At 53.9% G+C, this 13936-nt stretch carries 14 protein-coding genes; 11 read left to right on the top strand and 3 right to left on the bottom strand.

The window, feature by feature from the left end:
- Positions 1-100: 100 nt before the first annotated feature.
- The 5 genes from ugpB to ugpQ are packed head-to-tail and all read left to right on the top strand — an operon-like array spanning position 101 to position 5020.
- Positions 101-1417 carry a sn-glycerol-3-phosphate ABC transporter substrate-binding protein UgpB gene (ugpB, locus tag FBY13_RS16515; RefSeq protein ID WP_145394634.1) on the top strand — a complete coding sequence of 439 codons (1317 nt, stop codon included), beginning with the start codon at positions 101-103 and terminating at the stop codon, positions 1415-1417.
- Between the two features lie 57 nt (positions 1418-1474).
- Positions 1475-2362: a sn-glycerol-3-phosphate ABC transporter permease UgpA gene (gene ugpA / locus FBY13_RS16510; RefSeq protein WP_063877549.1), complete on the top strand. Its 888-nt coding sequence runs from the start codon at positions 1475-1477 to the stop codon at positions 2360-2362.
- Positions 2359-3204, top strand: coding sequence for a sn-glycerol-3-phosphate ABC transporter permease UgpE (gene ugpE / locus FBY13_RS16505; RefSeq protein ID WP_063877548.1), 846 nt, complete (start codon positions 2359-2361; stop codon positions 3202-3204). The genes ugpA and ugpE overlap by 4 nt, the downstream gene beginning before the upstream one ends.
- Before the next feature lie 2 nt (positions 3205-3206).
- Positions 3207-4280: a sn-glycerol-3-phosphate import ATP-binding protein UgpC gene (locus FBY13_RS16500; RefSeq protein ID WP_145394633.1), complete on the top strand. Its 1074-nt coding sequence runs from the start codon at positions 3207-3209 to the stop codon at positions 4278-4280.
- Positions 4277-5020: a glycerophosphodiester phosphodiesterase gene (gene ugpQ, locus FBY13_RS16495; protein ID WP_145394632.1), complete on the top strand. Its 744-nt coding sequence runs from the start codon at positions 4277-4279 to the stop codon at positions 5018-5020. Before FBY13_RS16500 ends, ugpQ begins: the two co-directional genes overlap by 4 nt.
- Here the strand turns inward: ugpQ and FBY13_RS16490 are convergent.
- Positions 5017-5313 (bottom strand): DUF2756 domain-containing protein, encoded by a 297-nt coding sequence (locus tag FBY13_RS16490; protein WP_145394631.1) that lies wholly within the window; start codon positions 5311-5313, stop codon positions 5017-5019. The two genes, ugpQ and FBY13_RS16490, sit on opposite strands and share 4 nt — an antisense overlap.
- A 203-nt stretch (positions 5314-5516) precedes the next feature.
- On the opposite strand from FBY13_RS16490, the gene ggt reads away from it, so the two are divergent.
- Positions 5517-7268, top strand: a complete 1752-nt coding sequence (gene ggt / locus FBY13_RS16485) for a gamma-glutamyltransferase (RefSeq protein ID WP_096012669.1) — start codon at positions 5517-5519, stop codon at positions 7266-7268.
- A gap of 33 nt (positions 7269-7301) precedes the next feature.
- Here the strand turns inward: ggt and FBY13_RS16480 are convergent, their stop codons facing one another.
- Positions 7302-7796 (bottom strand): GNAT family N-acetyltransferase, encoded by a 495-nt coding sequence (locus tag FBY13_RS16480; protein WP_145394630.1) that lies wholly within the window; start codon positions 7794-7796, stop codon positions 7302-7304.
- A 362-nt stretch (positions 7797-8158) separates the two neighbouring features.
- Here FBY13_RS16480 and FBY13_RS16475 point away from each other — a divergent pair, with 362 nt between their 5' ends.
- The 4 genes from FBY13_RS16475 (at position 8159) to gntU (ending at position 11969) form a co-directional block, all read left to right on the top strand.
- The gene (locus tag FBY13_RS16475; RefSeq protein WP_063877541.1) at positions 8159-8854 is read left to right on the top strand and encodes a pirin family protein; all 696 of its coding nucleotides are present in this window, start codon (positions 8159-8161) and stop codon (positions 8852-8854) included.
- 100 nt (positions 8855-8954) lie between these two features.
- Positions 8955-9950 carry a gluconate operon transcriptional repressor GntR gene (gntR, locus tag FBY13_RS16470; protein WP_063877540.1) on the top strand — a complete coding sequence of 332 codons (996 nt, stop codon included), beginning with the start codon at positions 8955-8957 and terminating at the stop codon, positions 9948-9950.
- 138 nt (positions 9951-10088) lie between these two features.
- Positions 10089-10625 (top strand): gluconokinase, encoded by a 537-nt coding sequence (gntK, locus tag FBY13_RS16465; RefSeq protein ID WP_063877539.1) that lies wholly within the window; start codon positions 10089-10091, stop codon positions 10623-10625.
- 3 nt (positions 10626-10628) lie between these two features.
- Positions 10629-11969 carry a gluconate transporter gene (gntU, locus tag FBY13_RS16460; protein WP_145394629.1) on the top strand — a complete coding sequence of 447 codons (1341 nt, stop codon included), beginning with the start codon at positions 10629-10631 and terminating at the stop codon, positions 11967-11969.
- A gap of 44 nt (positions 11970-12013) precedes the next feature.
- Here the strand turns inward: gntU and FBY13_RS16455 are convergent, their stop codons facing one another.
- Positions 12014-12607 (bottom strand): YhgN family NAAT transporter, encoded by a 594-nt coding sequence (locus FBY13_RS16455; protein WP_063877537.1) that lies wholly within the window; start codon positions 12605-12607, stop codon positions 12014-12016.
- A gap of 219 nt (positions 12608-12826) precedes the next feature.
- Here FBY13_RS16455 and asd point away from each other — a divergent pair, with 219 nt between their 5' ends.
- On the top strand, positions 12827-13936 hold the full coding sequence (gene asd, locus FBY13_RS16450) for an aspartate-semialdehyde dehydrogenase (protein WP_063877536.1): 1110 nt from the start codon (positions 12827-12829) through the stop codon (positions 13934-13936).

Below are 13936 nucleotides of genomic sequence, written 5' to 3'. Positions count from 1 at the left end.
GTCATCTGACTGTTATTTTTCCGTCATTTCAGCGTGTCATGTTACTTCGCGAGCAAAAAATGCGTGATAACGCGCGTACCTACCTGAACAGGAAAATTCTATGTCCGTTGTTACTTTTCGTCGTAGCCTGATGAGCGCACTGCTCGGTCTGGCGATCAGTGGTAATGCAATGGCCGCTACTGAGATCCCTTTCTGGCACTCAATGGAAGGCGAGTTAGGCAAAGAGGTTGACTCACTGGCGCAACGTTTTAACCAGGAACACCCGGATTACAAAATCGTCCCGGTGTACAAAGGGAACTACGAACAAAGTCTGGCGGCAGGTATCGCTGCGGTCCGCACAGGAAAAGCCCCGGCCCTGTTACAGGTTTATGAAGTGGGTACCGCCACGATGATGGCCTCCAAAGCCATCGTGCCGGTGTACCAGGTGTTCAAAGATGCTGGCATCCCAATGGATGAGAAGCAGTTTGTCCCTGCGGTCGCCGGCTACTACAGCAACGCACAAGGTCAGCTGATCTCTCAACCCTTCAACAGCTCCACACCGGTGTTGTACTACAACAAAGATGCGTTTAAAAAAGCAGGTTTGAATCCGGATCAGGCCCCCAAAACCTGGCAGGAACTGGCTAAGGATGCGGCTGCACTGCGTAAATCCGGCATGAGTTGCGGTTATGCCAGCGGCTGGCAGGGCTGGATTCAGATTGAAAACTTCAGCGCCTGGAACGGCCTGCCGGTCGCCACCAAAAACAACGGTTTCGACGGCACCGATGCGGTACTGGAGTTCAACAAACCGGCTCAGGTTCGTCATATCCAGCTACTGGAAGATATGAACAAGAAAGGGGACTTCACCTATTTCGGTCGTAAAGACGAATCAACCGCCAAGTTCTATAACGGTGACTGTGGCATGACCACGGCCTCATCGGGCTCGCTGGCGGATATTCGCCATTACGCCAAATTTAACTACGGCGTCGGCATGATGCCTTACGATGCGGATATCCCGAATGCACCGCAGAACGCCATTATCGGCGGCGCCAGCTTGTGGGTCATGAAGGGCAAAGATGCCAATACCTATAAAGGCGCAGCGGAATTTATGAAATTCCTCACCGAGCCAAAAATTGCGGCGGAATGGCATCAGAAAACCGGCTACCTGCCGATTACCACTGCCGCTTATGATCTGACGAAGAAAGAAGGCTTCTATGAGAAAAACCCAGGTGCCGATATTGCGATTCGCCAGATGATGAACAAGCCGCCATTGCCTTATACCAAAGGCATGCGTCTGGGGAATATGCCGCAGATCCGTACCATTCTGGATGAAGAGCTGGAAGGCGTCTGGACCGGCAAGCAGTCGCCGCAGGCCGCGCTGGATAGTGCAGTGAAGCGTGGTAACGAACTGCTGCGTCGTTTCGAGCAACAGAATAAGTAATCCGTTCTGCAGGGCCAGCTGCGGCTGGCCTTTTTTCCTTAAAAGTCAGAGAACGCTATGTCTCCCTCTCGCCCGGTGTTTCGCAATCGACTGTTACCCTATTTTCTGGTGCTGCCGCAGCTCTTGATCACCGCTATTTTCTTTGTCTGGCCGGCCGGTGAAGCCCTGTGGTATTCCCTGCAAAATCTTGATCCCTTCGGTATCTCCAGTACCTTTGTCGGGCTGGACAACTTCAAACGGCTGTTTGCCGACGGTCTTTATCTGGATACCTTCTGGACCACCATCAAGTTTAGCGGCATGGTGGCTTTCTTTGGCATGGTGTCATCGTTACTGCTGGCCGCGCTGGTGGACTACGTGGTGCGCCTGCGCAAGCTCTATCAGATGCTGCTGTTGCTGCCCTACGCGGTGGCGCCGGTTATTGCTGCCGTGTTGTGGATGTTCCTGTTCAGCCCCGGTCTGGGTTTATTAAGCTATCTGCTTAACCACATGGGTTATAACTGGAACTTTGCTCAGAACAGCGGACAGGCCATGTTTCTGGTGGTGCTGGCCTCGGTGTGGCAACAGATGAGCTACAACTTCCTGTTCTTTTTCGCCGCATTACAGTCGATACCGAAGTCACTGGTTGAAGCCGCCGCCATTGATGGTGCAGGCCCGGTGCGTCGCTTCTTCTCGATTTCGCTGCCCTTGATCACGCCCGTGAGTTTCTTCCTGCTGGTGGTCAACCTGATTTATGCCTTCTTCGATACCTTCCCGGTCATTGATGCCGCGACAGGCGGTGGCCCGGTACAGGCGACGACGACGCTTATCTATAAAATTTATCGGGAAGGTTTTACCGGCCTGGATCTCTCCTCTTCAGCGGCACAGTCCGTGGTGTTGATGCTGCTGGTTATTGGCCTGACGGTCATTCAGTTCCGCTTCGTTGAGCGTAAGGTGCAATACCAATGATTGAAAATCGTCGCGGGCTGGACATTTTCAGCCATGTGGTGCTGGTGCTCGGCATCCTGACCATCCTGTTTCCGCTCTATGTCGCCTTTGTGGCGGCAACACTGGATAACGACGCCGTGTATAACGTCCCGATGACGCTGATTCCCGGCACGCACCTGTGGGAAAACATTTCGCACATCTGGACGCGCGGCGTTAACGGCAACGGCCCGGCCTTTAGTGTGATGCTGATGAACAGCGTCATCATGGCGCTGGGGATAACCATTGGCAAAATCCTGGTGTCGATTCTGTCGGCCTTTGCGCTGGTGTGGTTTCGTTTTCCGCTGCGCTCCCTGTTCTTCTGGATGATCTTTATCACCCTGATGCTGCCGGTCGAAGTGCGTATTTTCCCGACAGTGCAGGTTATTGCCGATCTCAACCTGCTGGACAGCTACAGCGGGCTGACTCTGCCCCTGATGGCCTCGGCCACCGCCACCTTTCTGTTTCGGCAGTTTTTTATGTCGCTACCAGATGAGTTAATCGAAGCGGCGCGCATTGACGGTGCCAGCGCGATGCGTTTTTTCTGGGACATTGTGCTGCCCCTGTCGAAAACCAACCTGGCGGCGCTGTTCGTTATCACCTTTATCTACGGCTGGAACCAGTATCTCTGGCCGCTGTTAATTATCGATAACGCAAACCTGGGCACCGCCGTGGCCGGGATCAAAAGCATGATCTCTACCAGCGGTTCGCCGACCCAGTGGAATGAAGTGATGGCGGCAATGTTATTAACCCTGATTCCACCGGTAGTGGTGGTATTTGTTATGCAGCGCGCCTTTGTGCGTGGTCTGGTTGAGAGCGAGAAATAGAGATGGCAGGCGTAACCCTTCAGGCGGTGACCAAGTCTTACGACGGTAAAAATCAGATCATCCAACCGCTCAACGTCACGATTAATGACGGTGAGTTTATGGTTATGGTTGGCCCCTCCGGCTGCGGCAAATCCACGCTGTTGCGCATGGTCGCCGGACTCGAACGGGTAACCTCTGGTGATATCTATATAGCCGATAAACGCGTGACCCATGAAGAGCCGAAAGATCGCGGCATTGCCATGGTGTTCCAAAACTATGCACTCTATCCCCATATGTCCGTCGAAGAGAATATGGCCTATGGCCTGAAAATTCGCGGCATGAGCAAAGAACAGGTTCGTCAACGGGTGCTGGAAGCCGCGCGGAGCCTGGAGCTGGATCATCTGCTGACGCGCCGTCCACGCGAGTTATCCGGTGGGCAGCGCCAGCGCGTTGCCATGGGACGCGCCATTGTGCGTGAGCCAGCCGTCTTTCTGTTTGATGAGCCACTCTCTAACCTTGATGCCCGCCTGCGCGTTCAGATGCGGCTGGAGCTTCAGCAGTTGCATCGTCGTTTGCAAACCACCAGCTTATACGTGACGCACGATCAGGTAGAGGCGATGACGCTGGCCCAGCGCGTTATGGTCATGAATAAAGGGATTCTTGAGCAGATCGGCACACCGGTTGAGGTCTATGAACGACCAGCAAGCCAGTTTGTGGCTTCATTTATGGGTTCACCGGCCATGAATCTGATCCATGGCAATATCAGCCAGGATGGCTCACGCTTTACGGTTGATGCCTCTCACGGCATCGCTGTTGGCGAGGGGAAAGCGAAGTGGGCCAATCGTCCTGTGGTACTGGGCGTCCGACCCGAACATATTCAGATCAGCAGCCAGGAGCAGGGCGGCATTCCGTTCCGGGTGGAAACCCTGGAAATGTTGGGCGCGGATAATCTGGCACACGGCCGCATCGGTGAGGCGCGTTTAGTGGTACGCTTGCCACACAGCGAGCGCCCTGAAGCAGGCAGTACCTTATGGTTACATCTGCCTGTAGGGTCGCTACATTTCTTCGATTCAACGCACGGGAAACGTCTGGAATGAGCAAAAAACTGTGGCCTTATCCGTCGATCGTCGCCCATCGTGGCGGTGGCAAACTCGCCCCGGAAAATACCCTTGCGGCGATTGATGTGGGGGCAAAATATGGCCATCTGATGATTGAATTTGACGCCAAATTGTCGGCCGATGCGCACATCTTCCTGCTGCATGACGATATGTTAGATCGCACCAGTAACGGCTGGGGCGTTGCCGGTGAGCTGCCATGGGACAAGCTGTCGCAACTCGATGCTGGCAGCTGGTTTAGTGACGTCTTCCAGGGCGAAAAACTGGCCCGGCTGGATGAGGTGGCAGAACGCTGCCGTCAGCATGGCATGATGGCAAACATCGAAATTAAACCCACAACAGGAACGGACGCGGAAACCGGGCGCGCTATCGCTCAGGCAGCGGCAACGCTGTGGCAGGGGCAAACCTTGCCGCTGCTTTCTTCTTTTTCGTATGCGGCGCTGGAAGCCGCTATGCAGGCTGAGCCTCAGCTACCGCGTGGGCTGTTATCTCACAGTTGGGATACGGCATGGAAAGAGAAAACTGGCGCGCTGGATTGCACCTCAATTCATCTGAATCACAAGGTTTTAACCGAAGCGCGGGTGGCAGAGCTAAAAGAGGCCGATCTGCGTATTCTGGTTTACACCGTCAACAGCCCTGACCGGGCCAGAACGCTGCTGAAATGGGGCGTCGATGCCATCTGTACCGACAGCATCGACCTGATTGGCCCCGATTTTAGTTAATACGCATTCTGTTGAGTCTGTTGATTCTGCTGCTGGCCCGGCTGCGATTTAATTACGCGCTGCTGGGCACTGTCCCGCTGTTCCTGCAATTTCCGCTGTAAATCCTGGTTCTGACGCTGCTGGTCCTGCTGCAGTTTATTCTGCTGTTGCTGCGACTGATTGAGCATCTGCGTTTGCATTCGCTGCTGGCTGGGGTTATAGCCAGGTTGATTAGGATTGTTGGTGTTATTCAACATGTTTGCCATGCCGGTTAACGGCAACAGGGCGGCGAAAACCATAAGCCACTTTTTCATTTTTATCCTCCAGTAAACGACCGGATGCTGTGTGCGCATGCCCGAATCGGGTCACGGGGTCGTGCAGATAAGTTTATGCACGAGTTCAAATTACTGCTCCAGGAGTGCGCTGAATTTGCGTTACTTCTTGATATTCGACTGTGTTTGTAGTCAGTTACGTAAAGAATAAAGAAATGTAAATAAAAGTGGAGAGTGGAAACAACATGATGATGCAAGGCAAACTTCGCCAGCTGGGCTGGTCATTATTGATGAGTTTTACTGTTGTGACCGGCGCGGGTGCCGCGCCGGTTCAGGCACCGCCAGTCTCTTATGGTATCGACAGCGATACGTTTCATCCGGTTAAGGCGCATAACGGTATGGTGGCCTCAGTGGATGCGCTGGCAACCCAGGTCGGCGTTGATATCCTGCGCCAGGGTGGTAACGCGGTGGATGCCGCCGTTGCGGTAGGTTTTGCGCTAGCGGTGACGCATCCGCAGGCGGGCAACCTGGGCGGTGGGGGCTTTATGCTGCTGCGCACGGCATCAGGACAGACCACGGCCATCGATTTCCGTGAAATGGCCCCGGCGGCGGCTTCACGCGACATGTTCCTGGATAAGGAGGGAAATGCCGATAGCAAGCTTTCACTCACTTCACATCTGGCCTCAGGTACGCCCGGCACCGTGGCGGGTTTTGCTTTAGCCGTCAACAAATATGGCACGCTGCCGCTCAGCAAGCTGCTGGCTCCTGCCATTAAACTGGCGCGCGACGGTTTTGTCGTCAACGATGCGCTGGCTGATGATCTGAAAACCTACGGAAAGGAAGTGCTGATCACCCATCCCAACAGCAAAGCCATTTTCTATAAGCCAGATGGCACGCCGTGGATAAAGGGCGACCGTCTGGTACAAAAAAATCTGGCCCACAGCTTACAGTTGATTGCTCAGCAAGGCCCGGATGCCTTCTATAAAGGGAAAATTGCCGATCAAATCGCTGCCGAAATGGCCCAGCATGGTGGGTTAATCAATAAAGCCGATTTAGCAGCCTATCACGCGGTTGAACGTAAGCCTGTCAGCGGCACCTATCGTGGCTATGAGGTGTTCTCCATGCCACCGCCTTCATCGGGCGGTATTCATATTGTGCAGATCCTGAATATCCTGGAAAATTTTGACCTGGGCAAAATGGGCTTCGGCAGTGCGGACGCGATGCAGGTCATGGCGGAAGCGGAGAAATATGCCTACGCGGACCGTTCAGAATATCTCGGCGACCCGGATTTCGTTAAGGTGCCGTGGCAGGCGCTGACCAGTAAAGCTTATGCAAAGTCCCTGGCGCAGCAGATTGATATTGCCAAAGCCCGCCCGTCCAGCGACATCAAGCCGGGTAAACTGGCACCGTATGAAAGTAACCAAACCACCCATTTTTCGGTTGTGGACAAAAGTGGCAATGCGGTCGCTGTCACCTATACGCTTAACACCTACTTCGGCAGCGGTATCGTCGCCGGTAACAGCGGCATTCTGATGAATAACCAGATGGATGATTTCTCAGCCAAGCCGGGTACGCCAAATGTTTATGGGTTAGTCGGTGGCGAAGCCAATGCCGTGCAGGCCAGGAAACGTCCGCTCTCTTCGATGTCACCGACTATCGTGGCGAAAGACGGGAAAACCTGGCTGGTAACGGGCAGCCCTGGCGGTAGCCGCATTATCACGACGGTATTACAGATGGTGGTAAACAGCATTGATTACGGTATGAACGTGGCAGAGGCAACCAATGCTCCACGCTTCCATCACCAGTGGCTGCCCGATCAACTGCGGGTTGAGAAGGGGTTCAGCCCGGATACCTTGCGGTTGCTGGAAGCCAAAGGTCAGCATGTGAAAGTGCTGCCGTCGATGGGCAGTACACAAAGTATTATGATTGGACCTGACGGAACGCTCTACGGGGCTTCTGATCCGCGCTCTGTAGACGATCTGAGTGCAGGATATTGATTTAAAAGGGCAACCTTGGGGTTGCCCGTCACGCTATACTTTCAGTCTCGCCATATAATGTGTATCAATCATGGCACCGTCGCGCATGGCATAGCCTTGCGCGGTGCCTTCAATCCGGAAACCGAACGCGTGATAGAGCGCTATCGCTTTGTCATTGTCGGTAAATACCGAGAGTTCAATACGCGTAATCTGTAGCCAGTTGTCGCACAGATCGATCATGGCCGCCATCAAAGCTTTGCCAATGCCCCGACGATGAAACGCCGGATCGACGCCCATTCCAAGTGTGGCACAGTGCCGACGCCGCGCAGCCGTCATGGCCTCAAGCGTCAGTTGCCCAACAACCTGTTCATCGAGACACACCACGAGCATGTGGACGCCCGCGCGCGGATGGCTAAGTTTTTGCTCCCACAACGTGGGCGATGGATAGGGCAAGTGCAGCGTCGCCGCCTGGGTCTCCGGCTGACTATAGAGGCGCGTTAATGCGGGCGCATCCGTGGGAATGGCATGACGGATGCTCACTGGGCTCATGGCTATTTTCCTTGTGGGTGGCGCGATAAACCCTTTAAACATCAAGGAATTCACGTTGGGCGTCAATGAAATAATGCGCAAAAAGACTTTACAGACGCGAATGATAATGATTATTATTGCCATGCGTTCTCCAGTGTCAGCGACACTTTAGAAAGCACGACATTGCTCACATTGCTTCCAGTATTATTTAGCCAGCCACGTGCTGGCTTTTTTTTGCCCGCTCTTCCGCGACACCTTCTTCAGCGCCTTTCAACAACCCTTCATTCAATGTTCATAATTTTTGAACAGAGAGGTGAAGTTTTTCAGCTATCAATCTTTTCCACCTGATACCACACTATAAAAAACATTGAGGAGATTTGAACATGATCTATTTACGTAAAGCTGAAGAACGTGGTCACGCGAATCATGGCTGGCTGGACAGCTGGCATACCTTTTCATTTGCCAACTATCACGACGCGAATTTTATGGGCTTCTCGGCGTTGCGCGTCATTAACGAAGACGTGATCGACCCGGGTCAGGGCTTTGGTACGCATCCCCATAAAGACATGGAAATTTTGACCTATGTGCTGTCGGGTACGGTTGAACATCAGGACAGCATGGGGAATAAAGAGCAGATTCCGGCGGGCGAATTTCAGATTATGAGTGCCGGTACTGGCGTGCGTCATTCAGAATATAACGCCAGCAAAACCGAACCCCTGCACCTTTATCAAATCTGGATTATTCCAGAGCGCACCGGTATTGAGCCGCGCTACGCTCAGCGTCGCTTCCCGGACGTACAGGGCCGTCAGTTTATTCTGACGCCGGACGCGCGTGATGGCTCGCTCAAAGTCTGGCAGGACATGACATTGTCGCGCTGGGTGTTTGCTGCGGGTGATAGCGACAGCGTGACTCTCGATGCGGGCCGCCGTATCTGGGTCCAGGTCGTGAAGGGCGAGGTGAAGGTGAATGGTCAGCCAGCTTCAAACAGCGATGCCTTTGCCGTCTGGGATGAAAGCCGTCTTGTGCTTGAGGCCGACAGCGACGCAGAAGTTCTGCTGTTTGATCTGCCGCCGGTGTAAGGCTGTGTGGGGCGGGCATATCTCGCCCCACTGGCAATCTGGCCGTAAAAAAGTGATAGACTCGTCGTAATTTGCTTTCAGGTCTACCCAGGCGCTTACGATGAAGAAGAAAAGACCGGTTTTACAGGACGTTGCCGATCGTATCGGTATCACCAAAATGACTGTCAGTCGTTATCTGCGCAATCCCGATCAAGTGTCTGTTGCGCTGGGGGAAAAGATTGCCGTGGCGCTGGATGAACTGGGTTACATCCCGAATCGTGCCCCTGATATGCTTTCGAATGCGACCAGCCGGGCCATTGGCGTGTTGCTGCCTTCCCTGACCAATCAGGTTTTCGCCGACGTACTGCGTGGCATTGAAGCCGTTACCGATGAAGCCGGTTACCAGACGCTGGTGGCGCACTTTGGCTATAACCCGGAAAAAGAGGAGCGCCAGCTCCGTTCGCTGCTGGGCTGGAACATCGACGGCGTTATTCTCACGGAGCGTACCCATACGCCGGGAACGTTGCGCATGCTGGAAGTGGCCGGTATTCCGGTTATTGAAATGATGGACAGCGTCACCCCCTGTCTTGATATGGCGGTGGGCTTTGACAATGTCGAAGCGGCCCGGCAAATGACGCTGGCGATTTTAAACAAAGGTCATCGGCACACCGTTTATCTGGGCGCGCGCCTGGATGAGCGTACGCTGCAAAAGCAACGTGGTTATGAAGCCGCAATGCGTGAAGCCGGCTTAACGCCGCGCAGCGTGATGATGGAAGAAGCCTCTTCTTTTAGTGCCGGTGGCGATCTCCTGCGTGAAGCGCAGCGCCGTTATCCCCAAACAGACAGCCTGTTCTGCACCAATGATGATTTGGCGGTTGGCGCGATGTTTGAGTGCCAGCGACAGGGCCTTAAGGTGCCTTCGCAGATGGCGATTGCTGGCTTCCACGGCCATGATATTAGTCAGGTTGTGACGCCACAGCTGGCGACCGTATTAACGCCACGTGACCGAATGGGACGTGAGTCTGCCGCGTTGTTACTGGCGCGTATCGCCGGTGAACACAGCGTCACCCAACCGCTGGATATCGGATTTGAGATTCTGGAAGGTGGCAGTATCTGATTAACACGATTTTATGAGTCAGCTCACACTTTAACGCTTTGTGAAGTAAAAAGGTTGCCAGCGTGTAATACCGCCAGGACAATGTCATCCATCATTGTTATCGGTAACATGGCAAGCTGAACTTGCCGGAGTGAAAAAATGACAACGCAATCCACGCCACATCACGTCTTTATTCTGATGGGTGTTTCAGGCAGCGGTAAATCCGTTGTCGCCAACCAGGTTTCCCACCAGTTAAACACCGCTTTTCTGGATGGTGATTTCCTCCATCCGCGCGCCAATATTCTGAAGATGGCAGAAGGTCATCCGCTGAATGATGATGACCGTTTGCCATGGTTACAGGCGCTGAACGATGCGGCTTTCGCCATGCAGCGGACTCAGGCCATCTCGATCATCGTCTGTTCTGCATTGAAAAAGCATTACCGCGATATTCTGCGCCAGGGCAATGACAACCTGCGTTTTGTCTATCTGAAAGGGGATTTCGATACCATCGAATCCCGCCTGAAAGCGCGCAAAGGTCACTTCTTTAAGCCGCAAATGCTGGTAACACAGTTTGCCACCCTGGAAGAGCCGGGCAGTGACGAGACAGATGTGCTGGTCGTGGATATCGCGAACCCGCTGGACGAGGTTGTGGCGGCTACGGTTGCGACTATCAAGGACGCTATCAATCAAGGCTAGGCCATGAATACCGCAACACTTATTTTGACCGCAGCAGGCTCTGTCCTGCTGCTGCTTTTTCTGGTGATGAAAGCCCGTATGCATGCCTTTCTCGCCCTGATGGTGGTATCGGTTGGGGCCGGGCTGTTATCCGGTATGCCGCTGGAGAAAATCGCAGAAACCATGCAGAAAGGGATGGGCGGTACGCTCGGCTTTCTGGCTATCGTGGTGGCGCTGGGCGCGATGTTTGGCAAAATCCTGCATGAAACCGGGGCCGTTGACCAGATTGCCATTCGTATGCTGAAAACCTTTGGCGAAAACCGCGCTCACTTTGCCATGGGCATCGCCGGGTTAATCTGCGCCTTACCGCTCTTCTTTGAAGTCGCCGTGGTGCTGCTCATCAGCATCGCTTTCGCCGTTGCGCGACGCACGGGCGACAATCTGGTGAAGCTGGTGATTCCGCTGTTTGCCGGTGTGGCGGCAGCCGCGGCCTTTCTGCTGCCGGGGCCGGCGCCCATGCTGTTAGCCTCGCAAATGCATGCAGATTTCGGCTGGATGATTTTAATCGGCCTGTGTGCCGCCCTGCCTGGGATGCTGATTGCAGGACCGCTGTTTGGTAATTTTATTGCTAAGCGCGTGTCGTTCAGCGCGCCACCTGAAGATCATCAGCCCGATATTGATGAAAACAAGCTGCCCTCTTTTGGTTTCAGCCTGTCCTTAATCCTGTTTCCTTTGGTGTTGGTTGGACTTAAAACCATTGGCGCGCGCTTCACCCGCGAAGGCTCCACGCTTTACCAGTGGCTGGAGTTCATCGGACATCCTTTCATCGCCATTCTGCTGGCCTGCCTGGTTGCCATTTACGGCCTGGCTTATCGTCAGGGCATGGACAAAGAGAAAGTGATGCAGATATGCGGCAGCGCCCTGCAGCCTGCGGGCATTATTTTGCTGGTGATTGGTGCGGGCGACGTCTTTAAACAGGTGCTGGTCGATTCTGGCGTCGGCCCGGTGCTGGGGAATGCCCTGACCGGTGCCGGTCTGCCCGTTGCGCTGGCCTGTTTTATTCTGTCAGGTGCGGTGCGTGTGATTCAGGGATCGGCAACGGTTGCCTGTCTGACGACGGTAGGGTTAATCATGCCTGTGATTGAGCCGCTGCATTATAACGGCGCGCAGCTGGCAGCCTTATCCATTTGTATCGGTGGCGGTTCCATTATTATCAGCCACGTTAACGATGCAGGCTTCTGGCTGTTTGGGCGATTTACCGGGGCGACAGAAGGGGAAACCTTAAAGACATGGACGCTCATGGAAACCATTTTGGGCACCGTCGGTGCCGTCGTGGGCATGATCGCCTTCACGCTGCTTTCCTGATGCGTTTCAACCGGGCAGGGCTGCCCGGTTGAAACCGGCCATCGCTATAACTTCAGATACACGCGAATCCCATCTAAAAACATCTGCGTTGCCAGCATAATCAGAATCAATCCCATCAGGCGCTCCAGCGCGTTTACGCCTTTGTCTCCCAGCAGGCGAAGAAACAGCCCCGATAACAGCAGAATCATGACCGTCACGCCCCAGGCAATCAGCAGTGCCCCCACCAGATGCGACATTTGATGGGGATACTGATGCGACAGCAGCATCAGGGTTGCCAACAGTGAGGGGCCGGCGACCAGGGGAATCGCCAGCGGCACCAGAAAAGGCTCCTCCCCGGCAGGCAAGCCTGTGCTGCTGCTTTCAGGGGACGGGAAAATCATTTTGATGGCGATTAAAAACAGGATAACGCCACCGGAAATAGACACGGTTTCGGTGCGCAGGTTTAGAAAGGCCAGGATTCGCTCGCCGGTAAACAAAAACAGCAACATGATAATGAGCGCAATCAACATTTCGCGAATAAGCACAACTCGCCGACGTTTCGGTTCCAGATGCTTTAAAACCGACATAAAAATCGGCAAATTGCCTAATGGATCCATTATTAACAACAATAATATTGTTGCCGAGATCATTTCAGTCATTCGTTTTAGGTCTTCTCGTTATAGATAAAGTCAGGTTATTAGCACTGTTGCTGAAAAAGTTGGCCTGATTACATTAATTCACTTGCCAGAAAAGCTGCATTTTGTAGAGTTAATCAACACAGGCAATGCTGATTATTACGCAGAGTGGCGTGAGAGTACCACGACACTTTTCCCTTCGATAAGAAAGTCAGGTGTAGATCATCCTGAAACGGACATGACATGAAGAATGTAGGTTTAGTTGGTTGGCGCGGAATGGTTGGCTCAGTGCTGATGTCCCGCATGAGCGAAGAGCGTGATTTTGATGTGATCAATCCGGTCTTCTTCTCCACTTCACAGCACGGTGAGGCGGCCCCGGCATTTGCCGGTAAACAGCAGGGTACATTGCAGGACGCTTTTGATATTGAGGCGTTGAAGGCGCTGGATATCATTATTACCTGCCAGGGCGGCGACTATACCTCTGAGGTCTATCCAAAGCTGCGTTCCAGCGGCTGGAACGGTTACTGGATTGATGCGGCCTCCACGTTACGCATGAAAGACGATGCCATCATTATTCTGGACCCGGTTAACCACCAGGTTATCCGTCAGGGCATCGACAGCGGCGTGAAAACCTTTGTGGGCGGCAACTGCACCGTCAGCCTGATGTTAATGTCGCTGGGCGGCCTGTTTGCGCAGGATCTGGTAGAGTGGGCGTCCGTGGCAACGTATCAGGCGGCCTCTGGCGGCGGTGCGCGTCATATGCGTGAACTGTTAACGCAAATGGGCATGTTGCACGATCACGTCGCCACCTCTCTGCAAAATCCGGCTTCAGCGATTCTGGATATCGAGCGTAGCGTAACGGATTTCACTCGCTCCGGCACATTGCCGACGGATAACTTCGGCGTGCCGTTAGCGGGCAGCCTGATTCCCTGGATCGATAAGCAACTCGAAAACGGTCAGAGCCGCGAAGAGTGGAAAGGCCAGGCTGAAACCAACAAGATTCTGGCAACCCAACGCGTGATTCCTGTCGACGGGCTGTGCGTCCGCGTGGGTGCGCTGCGTTGCCATAGCCAGGCCTTTACGCTGAAGCTTAAAAAGGACCTGCCGCTGGCGGAAATCGAGCAACTGCTGGCCGCCCATAATGAATGGGTGAAAGTGGTGCCTAACGACCGTGAGATCACGATGCGTGAACTCACGCCTGCCGCCGTTACCGGCACGTTGAGCACGCCGGTCGGTCGTCTGCGCAAACTGAATATGGGGCCAGAATACCTTTCTGCCTTTACCGTGGGCGACCAGTTGCTTTGGGGCGCGGCTGAGCCACTGCGTCGTATGTTGCGCCTGCTGATAGACTAA

This window comes from Pantoea sp. SJZ147, assembly GCF_007828605.1.
GTDB classification, from domain to species: domain Bacteria; phylum Pseudomonadota; class Gammaproteobacteria; order Enterobacterales; family Enterobacteriaceae; genus Pantoea; species Pantoea allii.
This window is presented reverse-complemented; position numbering and strand designations above follow the sequence as displayed.